The 17,500-nt window shown below is 60.6% G+C and carries 13 protein-coding genes; 3 read left to right on the forward strand and 10 right to left on the reverse strand.

Going from position 1 to position 17,500, the window contains the following annotated elements; genetic code table 11:
- Positions 1-30 precede the first annotated feature (30 nt).
- The 3 genes from OGM67_01815 to OGM67_01825 all read left to right on the forward strand — a co-directional run bounded on the left by OGM67_01815 (position 31) and on the right by OGM67_01825 (position 3,692).
- On the forward strand, positions 31-1,311 hold the full coding sequence (locus tag OGM67_01815; GenBank protein ID UYJ35103.1) for an FtsW/RodA/SpoVE family cell cycle protein: 1,281 nt from the start codon (positions 31-33) through the stop codon (positions 1,309-1,311).
- Between the two features lie 44 nt (positions 1,312-1,355).
- A complete protein-coding gene (gene murG, locus OGM67_01820; protein ID UYJ35104.1) occupies positions 1,356-2,474 on the forward strand; it encodes an undecaprenyldiphospho-muramoylpentapeptide beta-N-acetylglucosaminyltransferase in 1,119 nt (372 codons plus the stop codon).
- 66 nt (positions 2,475-2,540) lie between these two features.
- Positions 2,541-3,692 carry an FtsQ-type POTRA domain-containing protein gene (locus OGM67_01825; protein UYJ35105.1) on the forward strand — a complete coding sequence of 384 codons (1,152 nt, stop codon included), beginning with the start codon at positions 2,541-2,543 and terminating at the stop codon, positions 3,690-3,692.
- Positions 3,693-3,768: 76 nt separating this feature from the next.
- Here the strand turns inward: OGM67_01825 and purB are convergent, their stop codons facing one another.
- The 10 genes from purB to purE form a co-directional block, all read right to left on the reverse strand.
- The gene (gene purB / locus OGM67_01830; protein UYJ35106.1) at positions 3,769-5,205 is read right to left on the reverse strand and encodes an adenylosuccinate lyase; all 1,437 of its coding nucleotides are present in this window, start codon (positions 5,203-5,205) and stop codon (positions 3,769-3,771) included.
- Positions 5,206-5,268: 63 nt separating this feature from the next.
- Positions 5,269-8,955, reverse strand: a complete 3,687-nt coding sequence (locus OGM67_01835; GenBank protein ID UYJ35107.1) for a phosphoribosylformylglycinamidine synthase — start codon at positions 8,953-8,955, stop codon at positions 5,269-5,271.
- Between the two features lie 196 nt (positions 8,956-9,151).
- Positions 9,152-10,435 (reverse strand): phosphoribosylamine--glycine ligase, encoded by a 1,284-nt coding sequence (gene purD, locus OGM67_01840; GenBank protein UYJ35108.1) that lies wholly within the window; start codon positions 10,433-10,435, stop codon positions 9,152-9,154.
- 229 nt (positions 10,436-10,664) lie between these two features.
- Complete coding sequence (locus tag OGM67_01845) at positions 10,665-11,846, reverse strand: phosphoribosylaminoimidazolecarboxamide formyltransferase (protein UYJ35109.1); 1,182 nt, start codon at positions 11,844-11,846, stop codon at positions 10,665-10,667.
- Position 11,847: 1 nt separating this feature from the next.
- On the reverse strand, positions 11,848-12,579 hold the full coding sequence (locus OGM67_01850; protein UYJ35110.1) for an IMP cyclohydrolase: 732 nt from the start codon (positions 12,577-12,579) through the stop codon (positions 11,848-11,850).
- Positions 12,580-12,582: 3 nt separating this feature from the next.
- Complete coding sequence (gene purN, locus OGM67_01855; GenBank protein ID UYJ35111.1) at positions 12,583-13,176, reverse strand: phosphoribosylglycinamide formyltransferase; 594 nt, start codon at positions 13,174-13,176, stop codon at positions 12,583-12,585.
- On the reverse strand, positions 13,173-14,213 hold the full coding sequence (gene purM, locus OGM67_01860; protein ID UYJ35112.1) for a phosphoribosylformylglycinamidine cyclo-ligase: 1,041 nt from the start codon (positions 14,211-14,213) through the stop codon (positions 13,173-13,175). The genes purN and purM overlap by 4 nt, the downstream gene beginning before the upstream one ends.
- A 103-nt stretch (positions 14,214-14,316) precedes the next feature.
- Positions 14,317-15,801, reverse strand: coding sequence for an amidophosphoribosyltransferase (gene purF, locus OGM67_01865; protein ID UYJ35113.1), 1,485 nt, complete (start codon positions 15,799-15,801; stop codon positions 14,317-14,319).
- Between the two features lie 160 nt (positions 15,802-15,961).
- Positions 15,962-16,675, reverse strand: a complete 714-nt coding sequence (locus OGM67_01870) for a phosphoribosylaminoimidazolesuccinocarboxamide synthase (protein ID UYJ35114.1) — start codon at positions 16,673-16,675, stop codon at positions 15,962-15,964.
- A 50-nt stretch (positions 16,676-16,725) separates the two neighbouring features.
- Positions 16,726-17,223 carry a 5-(carboxyamino)imidazole ribonucleotide mutase gene (purE, locus tag OGM67_01875; protein UYJ35115.1) on the reverse strand — a complete coding sequence of 166 codons (498 nt, stop codon included), beginning with the start codon at positions 17,221-17,223 and terminating at the stop codon, positions 16,726-16,728.
- Between the last annotated feature and the right edge of the window lie 277 nt (positions 17,224-17,500).

The raw sequence follows: 17,500 nt of genomic DNA on the forward strand, positions 1-17,500 counted from the left end.
TTTTGATTTTAGAATGGGAGGTGACGGCCCGTGAATACGGCAACCAGCCTTTTGGGGCTTTTATTTGATCATACCATCGGCAACATTCTGCGCATGCTGGCGGTCATCCGCCTGCCTAAGCTGGAGCGTGGGCCGGTCTCCCACGGGTTTGTGGCAACGCTCATCGTCATTATGGGCTACGGCCTTGTCATGCTGTTTTCGGCCAGCTATTCCAGCGGCTATGCGAACTACGGGGATGTCTACCACTTCATCCGCCCGCAGGGCGTCATTGCGGTGCTGGGCCTTGTGGCAATGCTCATCATCTCAAACATCAACTATCGCGCCCTGCGGTATATGAACGAAAGCTTCTACATCATTACCGTTGTGCTGCTCATCGCGGCGCTGCTCAGCCCGGAGGATACCAACGGCACCTACCGCTGGGTCTACTTTGCAGGCGGTTCCTTCTCGCTGCAGCCGTCTGAGCTGGCCAAGTTTTCTGTGATGCTCTGGACGGCTGATATGCTGGACCGCGACCATGCCCATAAAACATCGATCTGGTACGGACTTCTCAAGCCCGCACTGCCGCTTGTGCCGATCCTTATCCTGCTCAAGCTTGAGCCGCACAACTCGGCGATCCTGCTGCTCTGCGCGATCTTCGGCACGATGATCCTCTGCAACGGCTCCGCCATGAGATGGTGGCCGATGGTCGGTGCGGCGGGTGCGGCAGGCGTGATTGCATTCTTAAAGCACCTCGCCAGCGGCGATGGCTATGCAGCCGGCCGTCTAGGCGGCGTCTGGGGCCTGACCCCCACAAACACAGCAGGCATGCAGTGGCAAACTTTGCAGAGCATCTATGCGATCTGCACCGGCGGGCTGTTCGGTGTCGGCATCGGCAACAGCGTCCAGAAGCACCAGTGGCTGCCTTATGCCGAAAACGACTTTATCTTTGCCGTGATCGGTGAGGAGCTGGGCTTTGTCGGTGCGCTGGCGCTGATCGCTCTCTTTGCGGCGCTTCTGGTGCAGGGGGTCTGCATTGCGCTGCGCGCCCCTGATTTGTACGGCACCCTGCTGGGCATCGGCATCATCTCTCAGGTGGGGTGGCAGGTATTTCTGCACATCGGCGTTGGCACGGCGCTGCTGCCCAACACCGGCATCAGCCTGCCGTTCTTCTCGTCCGGCGGCACAAGTCTGCTGCTCCTGCTTGGCGAGATGGGCGTTATGCTCAGTATCTCCCGCGCGGGCAATGCGCGGGAAAAGCGCCTTGCCGACCAGCACCGCGCCGAGACGGAGCGTATACTGCAGCACAGCCGCTACCGCAAAACCACGGTGTAACTGTTTGCATTTGTGAGGCAGATTTTTATATACGGAGGCCAATCATGCGTGTTTTAATTGCTGCCGGCGGCACCGCCGGTCATATCAACCCGGCGCTGGCCATCGCCGGCGCCCTGAAGGCGGCGGACCCAACGGCAGAGATCCACTTTGCGGGCCGGCGTGAGGGGATGGAGTACGGCCTTGTGACGAAGGCCGGCTACCCGTTCCATCATATTGAAATCAACGGCTTTCAGCGCAGGCTCAATCTGGAAAACATCGGCCGTAACCTTGTCGCAATCTGGCATCTGGCACTGTCCGGGCCGCGTACCCAGAAGATCCTGAATCAGGTGCGTCCCGATCTAGTCATCGGCTGCGGCGGCTATGTCAGCGGGCCGATCGTCCGCGCCGCCGCGCGCCGCGGCATCAAGACGGCCATCCATGAGCAGAACGCTTTCCCCGGCGTGACGAACAAGCTGCTTGCCAGAGAGGTCAACATCGTGCTGGCCGCCAGTGCCGATGCTGTCGAAAAGCTCGGCGCACCGGATAAAACGACCGTTGTCGGCAACCCGGTCCGCCCCGAGGTCCTGACGGCAGACCGCGCCGCCGCCCGCGCCAAGCTGAACGCCGGGGACCGCACGGTCATCCTCAGCTTTGGCGGCAGCTTGGGTGCCGACCGTATCAATCAGGTCGTAGCGGATCTCTGCGCATGGGAAAAGCAGACCGGCCGGAACACGCTGCATCTGCACGCCACCGGCAGCCGCGGCGTCAAGCTGTTTGAGGACCTTGAAAAGGAGAAGGGCTTCGCCCCCGGCGAAAACCTGATCGTGACCGAGTACATCAACAACATGCCCCAGCTGCTGGCAGCGGCCGATCTCGTCATTGCCCGCTCCGGCGCGCTGACGCTGGCAGAGCTGGAGGCCGTGGGCCGCGCCTCGGTGCTGATCCCCAGCCCCAACGTGGCCGAAAACCACCAGTATTATAACGCGATGGAGCTGCAGAAGGCCGGTGCTGCTGTTGTCATCGAGGAAAAGAACCTGACCGGAGAAGGGCTGGTCAAGACGGTGGAGGAGCTGCTGAACACCCCCGGCAAGCTGGCCGAGATGGGTGCCAACGCCAAGACGCTGGGCAACCCCCACAGTCTGGACCTCATCACCGAAAAGCTGTTGGAACTGATGAAGGACTGAAAAGGCAGGCAGCATTTATAGTGACCTGCTCTGTATGCCAAATCCCAAACGAAAGGAGCCGCTCATATGGGGAACGACCAGCGCAGCCGCAGGCAGAGAACCGTGAGCGACTCCGGCGCGCAGAGCAACCGCCGCAGCCTCGGCAGCCGCATGGGACTGGAAAAGAGGGAGACCCCCCGCAGGGAACCGCCCACCGCCCAGCCCCGCGAGCCACGCGCCAGACGCCCGCAGGCGACCCAGCAGATCAATCCGCAAAAGGCCGGCTACCGCCCCGGCAGCCCCAGAAAGCAGCGGCGCGTAACGCAGGCAGAGCTGATCCGCCAGCGCAACCGCCGCCGCGCACTGGGGATTCTGGGTGTATTGGCCGTATTGGCCGTGGGCGCATTCGTGTCCGTCAATCTGCTGTTCAAGGTCACGATCTTCCGTGTCGAGAATTTCGACCGTACCACCCCGGCCGACACCGGCATCTACACGGAAGAAGAGCTGGTCAACGCCCTCGGCATTGAGAAAAATTCCAATCTCTTCGGCTTCTCCACCGCAGAAAAAACTGCACAGCTTGCGCAGCAGTTCCCGTATCTGGAGCAGGTCGGCGTTGAGATCCAGCTCCCGGCAACGGTCGTTATCAAAGTAGAACCGGCAGTCGAGCGGTTTGCCTGCATGTACGCGGGCGGCTGGATGGTACTGAGCGATTCCCTCAAGATCCTGCGCACCGAGGTGAGCCAGCCCGAGGGACTGATCCTGCTGTCACTGACATTGCCTGCGGACTTTGCACCGGCAGTAGGGCAGAGCATCGTGCCGGAAAGCTACAACTCGCTGCTCGGCGGGGAGCAGGCCACCGCGGAAACAGCAGGTCTGCAGGCCTCGGCTGCACAGACGCTCACAGAGCTGCGGGACGGTCTGCTCTCAAACGGACTGTTTGACGGCGCGACCGCGCTGGATATACGCGACCTGAGTGATATTCAGTTTACCTATCAGAACCGCATACAGGTGCGCCTTGGCAGTGAGATGAACCTTGCCTACAAGCTGCGGCTGGCGGCTGCGGCGCTGGCCGACCCCGAAAAGGGCCTTTCTGCCAGCGATAAGGGTGTGCTGGACATCTCCAACCAGCAGAGCAACGGTGATATCCGCGCGTATTTCTCGCCCGATGACCCTGCACCCACGCCCACGCCCGTACCGGCCGAGACACCGCCTCCGGAAGAATCGGAAGAAAATCAATAAAAAAGGCACCGCCTGCTTTCAATCGTAAGCAGACGGTGCTTTTTTATGCAGCGTTTAGTGGTGTGTACAGGCTGAATCAGACATTCAGCTCGACATGCTGGCCAACATCCTCGGCATTGGCGTCCAGAACAGGCTGAATAACATCGCGCAGGAACTCGGCGACCTGCTCGGCACTGCGGCCGGTGAAGGCCTCGGGGCTGAGCTCAGCCTCAATTTCCTCACGGCTCAGGCCGAAGGCAGGATCAGCCTCGACACGGGCAATCATGTCATTGGGCTTGCCCTCCTGCTTGACAACGGCGGCAGCAGCCACGGCATGCTCGCGCAGGCGCTCGTGCAGCTCCTGACGGTCGCCGCCTTTCTTGACGGCCTTCATCATGATGTTCTCGCTGGCCATGAAGGGCAGCTCGGCCATAACGCGGGCGCGCACGACCTTCGGGTAGACGACCAGACCGTCAGAGACATTCAGCAGAATGTTCAGGATGGCGTCTGCCGCAAGGAAGCCCTCTGCCATCGCAATGCGCTTGTTGGCAGAGTCGTCCAGCGTGCGCTCGAACCACTGGGTACCGCTGGTCATGGCGGGGTTCAGCACATCCACCATCAGGTAGCGGCTCAGCGCGCAGATGCGCTCGCAGCGCATCGGGTTGCGCTTGTACGGCATGGCGGAGGAACCGATCTGGTTCTTCTCAAACGGCTCCTCCATCTCCTTGAAGTTGGCAAGCAGGCGGATGTCGGTGGCCATCTTCATAGCGCTCTGGCCGAGGCCGGCCACAGCGGACAGAACATTGTAATCCACCTTGCGGCTGTAGGTCTGGCCGCAGACCGGCACGACCTTGGCAAAGCCCATCTGGGCGCAGACATCGGCCTCAACGGCCTTGATCTTGGCGGAATCGCCGTTGAACAGCTCCACAAAGCTGGCCTGAGTGCCGGTCGTACCCTTGACGCCGCGCAGGGCCAGCTGGCTGATCTGGTGGTCGATTTCCTCCAGATCCATGTACAGCTCGTTCATCCAAAGGGTGGCGCGCTTGCCGACGGTGGTAAGCTGCGCGGGCTGGCAGTGGGTATAGGCCAGGCAGGGCATGGCCTTGTACTCCTCGGCAAACTTGGCCAGATTGGCCAGCACGCCGATGATCTTCTTGCGCACAAGCTGCAGTGCCTCGCGCATGACGATGACATCGGTATTGTCACCGACATAGCAGCTGGTAGCACCCAGATGGATGATGCCCTTTGCCTTGGGGCACTGCAGGCCGTAGGCATAGACATGGCTCATAACATCATGGCGGACGAGCTTTTCGCGGGCGATGGCGTCCTCATAGTTAATATCGTCCTTGTGGGCCTCCAGCTCGGCGATCTGCTCATCGGTGATGGCAAGGCCTTGGGCCTTTTCCGCCTTAGCCAGTGCGATCCACAGCCTGCGCCATGTCTTGAACTTGTTGTCGTCCGAGAAAATATACTGCATCTCATCCGAAGCATACCGGGTAGAGAAGGGGGAAATGTAACGGTTGTGTTGTGCCATAGGGTCAAATCCTCACAATCTTTAAAACTTATAGTTTCAGTATAGCAGAATCATTCCGAAATATCAAAGTTTAAAGTAGTTCACGCCGCCCTCAAAGATCGGCTGGTATTTGTCACCGGTGACATTTTTGTAAAGCTGCTCGCCGCTGCGCTCACTGTGGCCCATCTTACCAAAGACGCGGCCGTCCGGGCTGGTGATGCCCTCGATGGCCAGCACAGAGCCGTTCGGGTTGTAACGCATGTCCATCGTCGGGCGGCAGGTCAGGTCCACATACTGCGTTGCGACCTGACCATTTTCGATCAGCTGGTTCAGCAGCTTTTCGTTGCAGACAAAGCGGCCTTCGCCGTGGCTGATGGCGATCAGATGCTCATCATTGATGTCGCAGCGGCTCAGCCACGGGCTCTTGTTGCTGGCAACGCGGGTACGCACCAGCATACTCTGATGGCGATGAATCGTGTTGAAGGTCAGCGTCGGGTCCTCCTCCGTGATGGGACGGATCTCGCCGTAGGGGACAAGGCCCAGCTTGATGAGTGCCTGGAAGCCGTTGCAGATACCTAAGGCCAGACCGTCACGCTGGTTCAGCAGTCGGTTGACCGCATCGGCTACGGCCGGATTGCGGAAGAAGGAGGCAATGAACTTGGCAGAGCCATCGGGCTCGTCACCGCCGGAGAAGCCGCCCGGCAGCATCAGGATCTGCGCCTTATCAAGCTCACGGACAAGTGCCTCGCAGCTCTCGGCAACATCGGCGGGGGACAGGTTCTTCAGCACAAGAATGTGCGGGTCACCGCCTGCACGGCGGAAGGCACGGGCCGTGTCGTACTCGCAGTTGGTGCCGGGGAAGACAGGAATGATGACCCGCGGCGTTGCCAGACGCACGGCGGGAGCCACGCGCTTGTTGGCGGGGCAGTCATGCTCAAGTGCAGGCACAAACTCACCGGCCTTGCGGTAGGGGAAAACAGGCTCAAGCTTGGCCTCCCACAGCTCCTGCAGGCGGGACAGGTTAATGTTGCTGCCCTCGGCCTCCAGCGTATAATCCACGGTGGTAAAGCCGAGGAACTCGCCGGCGGAAGCGTCCAGCAGCTCCAGAATGACCGCACCGTAGGCAGGCTTGAACAGGCTGTTCAGGTCAATGTCATTGGACAACTGCAGGCCGACATGGTTGCCGACACACATCTTGAACAGTGCCTCGGCCACACCGCCGTAGCCGGGGGTGGCAGCGGCCAGCACCTTGCCCTCGTCGATCATCTGCTCAACGGTCTTGTAGATCGCAATCAGGCTGCCGATCTCAGGCAGGCCGTTCTTGTAGTTGGGGCGCAGAATAACAACAGAGCTGTTCGCCTTCTTGAACTCAGGGCTCTGCACATCGCGGGTGTTGCCGATGGCAGTGGCAAAGCTGACCAGCGTCGGGGGCACATCCAGCCCCTCAAAGCTGCCGGACATCGAGTCCTTGCCGCCGATCGAGGCGATGCCCAGACCCATCTGGGCATCCAGCGCACCAAGCAGGGCGGCCATCGGCTTGCCCCAGCGCTCGGGCTGGTTGTTCATGTGCTCAAAATATTCCTGGAAGGTCAGGTACATATCCTTGTGGTGGAAACCGGCGCAGACCAGCTTGGTCACGCTCTCGACCACGGCCAGATAGGCACCGCGGTAGGGGTCGGCCTCAGTCAGATAGGGGTTAAAGCCCCAGGCCATGCCGCTGCAGGTGGTGGTTTCGCCGTCAACGGGCAGCTTGGCGGCCATGGCCATCGTGGGGGTCAGCTGGTACTTGCCGCCGTAGGGCATCAGCACGGTCGCGGCGCCGATGGTGGAGTCAAAGCGCTCGCCCAGACCCTTCTGGCTGCAGACATTCAGGTCGCTGACCATAGACTCGAGCTTTTCCTCAAAGGTGGCGCCGGCAAACTGCGGCTGCCAGACATGGCCTGGCAAAATATGTGCGCTGGCGTGGCGCTCGGCACCGTTGGAGTTCAGGAACTCACGGGAAAGATCAACGATGGTCTTGCCGTTCCAGACCTCGCGCATCCGCTTTTCCTCGGTCACGGTGGCAACGATGGTCGCCTCAAGGTTTTCCTCGGCGGCGTACTTCATAAAGGTCTCGGCATCCTCAGAAGCCACGGCCACAGCCATGCGCTCCTGGCTTTCGGAGATTGCCAGCTCGGTGCCGTCCAGACCCTCGTATTTGCGGGTGACCTTGTTCAGGTCGATGTGCAGGCCGTCAGCAAGCTCGCCGATGGCAACGGACACACCGCCCGCACCGAAGTCATTGCAGCGCTTGATCAGGCGGCAGGCGTCCTCACGGCGGAACAGACGCTGCAGCTTGCGCTCGATGGGGGCGTTGCCCTTCTGGACCTCGGCACCGCAGGTCTCAAGGCTCGTCAGCTTGTGTGCCTTGGAGGAGCCGGTTGCACCGCCCACACCGTCACGGCCGGTGCGGCCGCCCAGCAGGATGACCACATCGCCGGGGGCGGGTTCCTCGCGGCGGACATGGCTGGCCGGGGTGGCACCCACGACGGCGCCGATCTCCATGCGTTTAGCGGCGTAGCCGGGATGATACAGCTCTGCAACCTGACCGGTGGCAAGGCCAATCTGGTTGCCGTAGCTGGAATAACCGGCGGCAGCGGTCGTGACCAGCTTGCGCTGGGGCAGCTTGCCGGGCATCGTTTCAGAGACAGGCTTCAGCGGGTCGGCTGCGCCGGTCACGCGCATAGCCTGATAGACATAGCTGCGGCCGGACAGCGGGTCGCGGATGGCACCGCCGATGCAGGTTGCAGCACCGCCGAACGGCTCGATCTCGGTGGGATGGTTATGGGTCTCGTTCTTGAAGAGGAAGAGCCAATCCTGCTGCTCGCCGTCCACATCGCACTTGATTTTGACGGTGCAGGCGTTGATCTCCTCGCTCTCGTCGAGATTCTTGAGGATGCCGCGCTGCTTCAGGGCCTTGGCACCGATTGTGGCGCAGTCCATCAGGGTGCGGTTCTTCTTATCGCGGCCGGTCTCGGCGCGCAGCGCCATATAGCGGTCAAAGGCGGCCTGTACCAGCTCGTCATCAATCTTGACGTCGTCAAGAATCGTACCGAAGGTGGTGTGGCGGCAGTGGTCGGACCAGTAGGTGTCGATCAGCCGGATCTCGGTGATGGTGGGGTCACGATGCTCGGATTTGAAGTAATCCTGGCAGAACACGATGTCGGCGTGATCCATAGCCAGACCCTTCTCGGTGCGGAATGCCTCCAGCGCGTCATCGTCCAGCGCGGTGAATCCGTTCAGCGTCTCGACCTCGGTGGGGATGGCGAACTCCATCTTCAGGGTGGCGCGCTCCTCAAGGGCGGCCTCGCGGGCCTCGACCGGGTTGATGACATACTTTTTAATAGCGGCCAGATCATCGGCAGTCAGCTCGCCGTCCAGCAGATAGACGCGGGCAGAGCGGACATCCGGGCGCTCGCCCTGACTCAGCAGCTGGATGCACTGGCTGGCAGAGTCGGCGCGCTGGTCAAACTGACCGGGCAGGTACTCGACCGCAAAGACCGTTTTGGCCTCGGGCAGGGTGTCATAGGTCACATCCACCGGCGGCTCGCAGAACACGGTGGGGATGGCCTGCTGGAACAGTGCATTGTCGATGCCCTCGACATCGTAGCGGTTCAAAAGACGCAGGCCGGTCAGGCTTTTGATGCCGACCAGATCGACAAGCTCATGGAGCAGACCCTGTGCTTCGCCATCAAAGCCGGGCTTCTTCTCGACATAAATACGATATACCATACTATTTCCTCCTGAGAGTTGATTTTGCAGGAAGTGACGGACGGAAAGCCTTCCCCCTTGGGGGAAGGTGGCCGAGGCCCCGTCCGAGGCCGGATGAGGGGAAAGTGTACCGCTATATCCCGTTGACGGATTGCTGCGGAAGGTTTGCCCTCATCAGTCACCTTCGGTGACAGCTTCCCCCAATGGGGAAGCCTTTTTACTGCATTGCGGCCAATGCCCGTGCGCCGATGTCGCTGCGCTTGTGCAGCTTGTCAAAGTGGATGCTCTCGGTCGCGGCGTAAGCCTTTTTCAGGGCCTCGGGCAGGGTGTCGGCAGTGGCAGTCACGCCCAGCACACGGCCGCCGTTCGTAACAAGGCGGCCCTCCTTGACGGCGGTGCCGGCGTGGTAGACGGTCACATCGGTCGCGTTCAGCTGGCCGTTGTCAAGGCCGGTGATCTCCTTGCCCTTCTCATAGGCAAGGGGATAGCCGCCGCTTGCCAGAATCACACAGGCGGCCGCGCCATCGCGGAAACGAACCTCCGTCTTGTCAAGCGTACCGTTTGTGGTGGCCTCCATGACGGTCAGTAGATCGCTCTCCAGCAGGGGCAGCACGACCTGCGTCTCGGGATCGCCGAAGCGGCAGTTGTACTCAATGACCTTGGGGCCGTCGGGCGTCAGCATCAGGCCGAAGTAGAGACAACCCTTGAAGGGGCAGCCCTCAGCCTGCATGGCGGCCACCGTGGGCAGGAAAATCTCCTTCATGCAGCGGTCGGCCATCTCGGGCGTGTAGTAGGGGTTCGGAGCCACAGTGCCCATGCCGCCGGTGTTCAGACCCTCGTCATGATCCAGCGCGCGCTTGTGGTCCATGCTGGAAACCATCGGCTTAACGGTCTTGCCGTCGCAGAAGGACAGCACACTGACCTCGGGGCCGGTCAAAAACTCCTCAACAACGACATGGTTGCCGGAGGCACCGAACTTTTTGTCCAGCATGATCTCCTTGACGCCGTCAGCAGCCTCCTGCTCGCTCTGGCAGATCAGCACACCCTTGCCGAGCGCCAGACCGTCTGCCTTGATGACCACGGGGTACTTGCCCTCGGCCCTGATGTAATCCATGACCTTTTCAGGATCATCGAATGTCTCATATTTGGCGGTGGGGATGCCGTACTTCTTCATTAAATCCTTGCTGAATACCTTGCTGGCCTCAATGCGCGCCGCAGCCTTGTCCGGGCCGAACGCGGGAATGCCGACAGCGGCCAGTGCGTCCACCATGCCCAGCGCCAGCGGGTCGTCCTGTGCAACGACCACATAGTCAAAGGCTTCAGCCTTGGCAAACTGCACCATGGCGTCCACATCGGTGGCGGGGATAGCTTTGCAGCGGGCATCATAGCTGATGCCGCCGTTGCCGGGTGCGCACCAGATCTCGGTGCAGCGGGGGCTTTTTTTCAGCGCGCGGATGATGGCGTGCTCACGCCCGCCGCCGCCTACAACCAGAATTTTCATGATGTGACCTCCTAACATAAGGCTTCCCCCTGGGGGGAAGCTGTCACCGAAGGTGACTGATGAGGGGCGGTCTTACCGCAATATCCCATGTGCGGGTGGCTGCGATACTGCTGCCCCTCATCCGGCCTCGGTCGGAGCCTCGGCCACCTTCCCCCGCAGGGGAAGGCACACCTCTTACAAACATCAACAGCCCGCGACGACAAAACGCCGCAGGCGCGTTGAAAAAGGCTTAGTGGTAGAACAAGCGGATGCCGCAGAACGCCATCGCAATGCCGTACTTGTTGCAGGTGTCAATTACCTGTGCGTCGCGGATGGAGCCGCCCGGCTGCACAATGGCAGTCACGCCGCTGCGGCGTGCGCGCTCAATGTTGTCGCCGAATGGGAAGAAGGCATCACTGCCAAGGCTGACGCCGGTCACGGCATCCAGCCATGCGCGCTTCTCCTCAGCAGTCAGCGGGGCGGGCTGCTCGGTAAAGGTCTCGGCCCACACATCATCACCGATGACATCCTCCGGCGTTTCGCCGATATAGACATCAATGGCATTGTCGCGGTTGGGCTTGGCAATATCCTCGCGGAAGGGCAGGCCCAGCACCTTCGGCATGTGGCGCAGCTGCCAGTTGTCGGCCTTCTGGCCTGCCAGACGGGTGCAGTGTACGCGGCTCTGCTGACCGGCGCCCACACCGATGGTCTGGCCGTCCTGCACATAGCAGACGCTGTTGGACTGGGTGTATTTCAGCACGATCAGGCTGATGATCAGATCGCGGCGCTGCTCGGCGCTCAGGGTCTTGTTCTCGGTGACGAGATTCTGCAGCATCGTGGCATCGGAGATCTCCAGATCCTGACGGCCCTGCTCAAAGGTCACGCCAAAGACGGTGCGGGTCTCAAGAGGCTGCGGCTCATAGCCGGGGTCGATGGCAACGATGTTGTAGTTGCCCTTCTTCTTGCCCTTGAGGACTTCGAGGGCATCGGCATCGTAGCCGGGGGCAATGATGCCGTCAGAAACCTCATGCTGGATGAGCTTGGCGGTGGCCAGATCGCAGACATCGGAAAGTGCGATCCAGTCGCCGAAGCTGGACATCCGGTCGGCACCGCGGGCGCGGGCATAGGCGCAGGCCAGCGGGGAAAGCTCGGTCTCGGGCGCAATGTGGTACATGGCGCGCAGCGTGTCATCCAGGGGCAGGCCGATGGCCGCACCGGCGGGGGAGACATGCTTGAAGCTGGCAGCGGCGGGCAGGCCCAGCGCCTTCTTCAGGTCGCGCACCAGCTGCCAGGAGTTGAAGGCATCCAGAAAGTTGATGTAGCCGGGGCGGCCGTTCAAAATCTGAACCGGCAGCTCGGAGCCGTCAGCCATATAGATGCGGGCAGGCTTCTGGTTGGGGTTGGTGCCGTATTTCAGCTGAAATTCGTTCATGTTAGCCCTCCACAGCGGTGTATTTGTTCAGAATAATATCCTCATAGCTGCCGGTCTCCAGTGCAATGCTGCGCACAAAGAGGCTGACCTTGTTGTCATCGTTCAGGCTGGCCCACAGCTGCTTGGCAAACTGGTCGGCATCGTTCGTGTCGATGGCAACGCGCAGCGGCTCCCCCGCAAAGCTGGGGATGGGCGCACCGTTCTTGACATAGGTGCTGATGAAATGTCCCTCACCGGCCACAGGCTGGGGGTAGTCGAAGGTCTGGCGCTGGACGCTGGCGGCGTTGCCCTCGTTGGATTTGACAATGGAGAGCTTGTAGCCGCCGCGGCGCATATCCACCACGCCGGAGATGCGCGGCGTAAAATTGGGGGCATCATCCTCATAGGTGCGGGTGGCCAGCGCTGCCTCAAAGCTGTAGCCGGGGAAGAGATTGCCGTTCATGAACTGTGCAATCGTGTCGGTCTGGTCGCCATTGGTCACAACGGTGGTCTCCCGCAGGGTCAGCACCGCATTGTAGATGATCAGATGCGGATCCTCCAGCTTGGCGGGATCGGCGGCTACCGTGCGGATGCCGCCCGTGATCGGCTCAAACACGCGGTTGCGGCTGTTGGCGCTGCGGCCCATGATCCAATAGGCAACAAATACCTTCTGGCCATCGGGGCTCTGCCCCAGCACAATGCCGCGGCCGGGGTAGTCGTTCCCGGCAAGATATTTATAGATGTTCTTTTTCATGGTTTATACCTCGTCACTGCACACCATGGCCAGCGCCTTGGGCAATAGCTGCCACTCGGCCTCGACCATGACGCGCTTCTGCAAAGTCTCGGGGGTGTCGCCGGGCTGTACAGCCACAGCCTTCTGCAGCAGGATCGGCCCGCCGTCGCATTCCTCGTTGACAAGATGGACGGTGGCACCGGTCAGCTTGACGCCGCGGGCCAGCGCAGCCTCATGCACTTTCAGCCCGTAGAAGCCCGGCCCGCAGAAGCTGGGGATCAGGCTCGGGTGGACATTCAGGATCCGGTTGCGGTAGGCCGCAATGACCTTTTCGCCCAGCACGCTCAGGAAGCCTGCCAGCACGACCACATCAATGTCATGGGCCTGCAAAACGCCCAGCAGGGCAGCATCAAAGGCAGCGCTGTCTGCATACTCCTTGCGGCTGACAACAGCGCTCTCCACGCCGAAATTGGCGGCCCGCTCCAGCGCGTACACGCCGGGCTTGCTGGCAATGACCAGCGTGATCTTTCCGTCAGGGTTCTCGCCGCGGCGCTCACTTTCCAGCAGGGCCTGCAGGTTGGTGCCGCCGCCCGATACCAGTACCGCTACACGCTTCATACCAGCTCGACCCCGTCACCCTCAACGATGGTGCCCAGACGGTAGGCGTCCTGACCGTTGGCCTGCAGGATCTCGATGGTCTTGTCTGCATCCTCAGCGGCAACGGTCAGCACCATGCCGACACCCATGTTGAAGGTGTTGAACATGTCATGCTCGGTGATGCCGCCCTCGCGCTGCATTACCTCAAACAGGGCAGGGGTGCGCACATCGGCCTTGGCGATGCGGGCTGCACAGCCCTTCTTCAAGCTGCGGGGGATATTCTCATAGAAGCCGCCGCCCGTGATGTGGGACACACCCTTGACCGTGACCTGCTCCATGACAGCCAGAACCGGTTTGACATAGATCTTGGTGGGGGCCAGCAGGGCCTCGCCCAGCGGCTTGTCCATGCCGTCAAAGGTCTTTTTCAGCACATCGGGGTCATTGTCGATGTCAAAAATTTTGCGCACCAGCGAGAAGCCGTTGGAGTGTACACCGGTGGAGGGCAGGGCGATCATGACATCACCGGGCTGCATCGTGGAGTTGTCAAGAATCTTGGCCTTATCCACAACGCCAACCGTGAAGCCGGCCAGATCGTACTCCTCCTCCGGCATCATGCCGGGATGTTCGGCGGTCTCGCCGCCCACCAGAGAGCAGCCCGCCTGCACGCAGCCCTCGGCTACGCCCTTGACGATCTCGGCAATCTTCTCAGGGATGTTCTTGCCGCAGGCAATGTAATCCAAAAAGACCAGCGGCTTGGCACCGGCGCAGATGACATCATTGACGCACATGGCCACGCAGTCGATGCCGATGGTGTCATGCTTGTCCAGCAGCATGGCGATGCGCAGCTTGGTGCCGACGCCGTCCGTGCCGGAGATCAGGACCGGATGCTCGATGCCGGTGCAGTCCAGCTCAAACAGACCGCCGAAGCCGCCCAGACCGCCAATGCAGTTCTCCGTCATCGTGCGGGCAACATACTGCTTCATCAGCTCTACTGAGCGGTATCCGGCGGTAATATCCACGCCCGCGGCGGCGTAGCTGGCAGAATAACTTTTTTCCATAATCGAAATATCTCCCTTGCGAATGGATTCGTAGGGGCGGATTCCCTATCCGCCCGTGGGTGAGATTGCCGTTTGCAGGCGCATAGGAAATGCGCTCCTGCGGTTACAATTTCTTATTCGGGTTCGACACGCTCAACGGCTTGTCGTAGATGATCTCCATCGTCTCGGTGGGCGGGTTGACCGGATATTTGCCGGTAAAGCAGCCGGTGCAGTAGCCGCAGCTGCTGTGGATGCCCAGCTGCTGGACATGCTCAATGCTCAGGTAGCCCAGCGAATCGGAGCCGACCATTTCGTTGATCTCCTCGACCGTGTGGCCGGTGGCAATCAGGTCTTTTTCATCGGGAATGTCGGTGCCGAAGTAGCAGGGGTGGGCAAAGGGCGGGGCGCTGATGCGGTAATGCACTTCCTTGGCACCGGCCTCGCGCAGCAGGCGAATGGTGCGGGCGCTGGTCGTGCCGCGCACGATCGAGTCATCGACCAGCACAACGCGCTTGCCCTTGACGGTGGCGGAGATGGCGTTCAGCTTGATGCGCACGCTGCTCTCACGCTGGGCCTGGGTGGACTGGATAAAGGTGCGGCCGACATATTTGTTCTTGATAAAGCCGACGCCGTAGGGGATACCGCTCTCCTGCGCATAGCCGAGCGCGGCGTCCAGGCCGGAATCCGGTGCGCCGATGACAACATCGGCCTCCACAGGATGCTCCTGCGCAAGGAAACGACCGGCCTGCAGGCGGGCCTCATGCACGCAGGTGCCCTCGATGATGGAATCGGGGCGGGCAAAGTAGATGTACTCAAACACGCACAGGGTGTGGGGGGCGGTGCCGCAGTGATCCTCGATGCTGCGCAGACCCTCGTGGTCGGCAATCACGATCTCACCGGGCTTGACATCGCGCACAAACTTGGCACCCACTGCATCCAGCGCGCAGCTCTCGCTGGCGAAGGCCCAGCCGGAGCCATCGGGCAGCTCGCCGATGCAGAGCGGGCGGAAGCCGTGCGGGTCGCGCGCGGCGATAAGCTTGGTGTGGGTCATGATGACCAGACTGTAAGCACCCTCAATGTCATCCATCGTGCGGCTGACAGCCATCTCGATATTGGGGGTCAGCAGACGGTTCTGGGTCAGCAGGTAGGCAATGACCTCGGTATCGGAGGTGCCGTGGAAGATAGAACCGCTCATCTCCAGCTTGCGGCGCAGCTTGGGGGCGTTGACCAGATTGCCGTTGTGGCAGACAGCCATGGCACCCTTGCAGTGATGCAGGATCATCGGCTGCGCGTTGGACCGGCTGCGCTGACCGGCGGTGGCATAGCGCACATGGCCGGTGGCCATCTTGGCACCATGCGGCAGCTCCTCCAGCACGCGCTTGGTGAAAACCTCGCTGACAAGGCCCAGATCGCGGTAGCCGGAAAGCACACCGTCCACATTCAGGGCGATGCCGCAGCTCTCCTGCCCGCGGTGCTGCAGCGCGTACAATGCACTGTAGACGGCGCTGACCATATCGGTCGCGCCGGTTTTATCGTAGATACCAAAGACGCCGCACTCCTCGTGCAGGCCCTCGGCATAATGGGAAAATTCGCTCATCTTTTGCTCCATTTATCGGAATGTAAAATACCGTAGGGGCGGATTCTATATCCGCCCGGGGTAAGATGCCTCTTGCGGGCGCATATGGAATGCACCCCTACGGAAAAGGCGCATAATGGAATGTGCGGCAGCCTGAGGGCAGGCCACGCTGCACCTCATCTGTAAAAATGGCTTAGCCCAGCAGGCGCTTCATGACCTCCTGATAGGCGTCGGCCTCACCGCCCATGTTGCGGCGGAAGAGGTCCTTGTCCAGATGGGCACCGGTGGTGGCATCCCAGAAGCGGCAGGTGTCGGGGCTGATCTCGTCTGCCAGAATGATGGTGCCGTCAGGCAGGCGGCCGAACTCGAGCTTGAAGTCGACCAGACGGATGTTGGCGTCCAGCATGATCTTCTTCAGCACTTCGTTGACCTTGAAGGCGTACTTGGCGATGGTGTCCAGCTCCTCCTGAGTGGCCAGATCAAGAGCCAGAGCGTAGTAGTGGTTGATGAACGGATCATGCAGATCATCGTTCTTGTAGCTGTACTCGAGAATGGGGGTCTTGAAAACCTTGCCCTCGGGCACGCCCATGCGCAGGCTGAAATGACCGGCGGCAACATTGCGGACGATGACCTCCAGAGGAACGATCTCGACCTTCTTCACGAAGGTGTCGCGGTCGTTGACTTCCTCAACATAATGGGTGGGGATGCCCTCTTTTTCCAGCTTCTGCATCAGAGCGTTGGACAGCTTGTTGTTGACGATGCCCTTGTCGCGGATGGTGCCCTTCTTCTCGCCGTCACCGGCGGTGGCATCGTCCTTATAGTGGACCATGACGATCTCGGGATCATTGGTGGAGAAAACCTGCTTTGCCTTGCCCTCGTACAGCTGCTCTTTGACTTCGTAATTCATGATAAACGCTCCTTTTAAAGATTGATGATGGATAAACAAGTGTGACGGACTTACAGCGCGGCGGCCTCAGCGGCGATGGCTGCGTCCTTTTTTGCAATGGCGGCGGCGGTGTCAGCCCGGAACGCATCCAGCTTATCAGCCAGCGCGTCATCAGCCACGGCGAGGATCGCCACAGCCAGATAAGCTGCATTTTTGGCACCGTTCAGCGCCACGGTCGCAACGGGGAACCCGCTGGGCATCTGCACGGTGGCCAGCAGGGCATCCAGACCGTCCATGGCACCGCCCTTCATCGGGATGCCCACAACGGGCAGCGTGGTGTTGGCGGCAAAGGCCCCGGCCAGATGGGCAGCCATACCGGCTGCGCACAGGATGACGCCGTACCCGTTGGCGCGGGCCGACTTCGCAAAGGCGGCGGCAGCCTCCGGCGTGCGGTGGGCGGAAAGAATATGGGCCTCATACGGCACGCCGAATTCCTTCAGTACCGTGCAGGCGGACTTGACTACCGGCCAATCACTGTCAGAGCCCATGATGATCGCAACTTTTTTCATGCGGTTAATAACCTCCCTTACAAAGCAAAACAGCGCAGTGGCCTGTCAGGGTACACTGCGCTGCGGTCATAATGTGAAAAGGGTATGATGGTACAGAACGCCCGCGCCAAAACCAAGCTGCTGCATTGCAATTGCCACGGAAGATCCTCCTTTATATAAAGTAAGATATTGTCCTGTGCTTTAAGTGTAAACTCTGGGAAAAGAAAATGCAAGCACCCCGCGGACATTTCAGCCAAACTACCACCCGGCCGGGTTTTAAACGGTACTTTTTGTCGTT

This window comes from Oscillospiraceae bacterium (assembly GCA_025757985.1).
GTDB lineage: Bacteria > Bacillota > Clostridia > Oscillospirales > Ruminococcaceae > Gemmiger.

Coding starts and splice junctions, on each gene's coding strand:
- murG (UYJ35104.1), top strand. CDS start 1,356: ATGCGTGTTTTAATTGCTGCCGGCGGCACCGCCGGTCATATCAACCCG.
- OGM67_01825 (UYJ35105.1), top strand. CDS start 2,541: ATGGGGAACGACCAGCGCAGCCGCAGGCAGAGAACCGTGAGCGACTCC.
- purB (UYJ35106.1), bottom strand. CDS start 5,205: ATGGCACAACACAACCGTTACATTTCCCCCTTCTCTACCCGGTATGCT.
- OGM67_01835 (UYJ35107.1), bottom strand. CDS start 8,955: ATGGTATATCGTATTTATGTCGAGAAGAAGCCCGGCTTTGATGGCGAA.
- purD (UYJ35108.1), bottom strand. CDS start 10,435: ATGAAAATTCTGGTTGTAGGCGGCGGCGGGCGTGAGCACGCCATCATC.
- OGM67_01845 (UYJ35109.1), bottom strand. CDS start 11,846: ATGAACGAATTTCAGCTGAAATACGGCACCAACCCCAACCAGAAGCCT.
- OGM67_01850 (UYJ35110.1), bottom strand. CDS start 12,579: ATGAAAAAGAACATCTATAAATATCTTGCCGGGAACGACTACCCCGGC.
- purN (UYJ35111.1), bottom strand. CDS start 13,176: ATGAAGCGTGTAGCGGTACTGGTATCGGGCGGCGGCACCAACCTGCAG.
- purM (UYJ35112.1), bottom strand. CDS start 14,213: ATGGAAAAAAGTTATTCTGCCAGCTACGCCGCCGCGGGCGTGGATATT.
- purF (UYJ35113.1), bottom strand. CDS start 15,801: ATGGAGCAAAAGATGAGCGAATTTTCCCATTATGCCGAGGGCCTGCAC.
- OGM67_01870 (UYJ35114.1), bottom strand. CDS start 16,675: ATGAATTACGAAGTCAAAGAGCAGCTGTACGAGGGCAAGGCAAAGCAG.
- purE (UYJ35115.1), bottom strand. CDS start 17,223: ATGAAAAAAGTTGCGATCATCATGGGCTCTGACAGTGATTGGCCGGTA.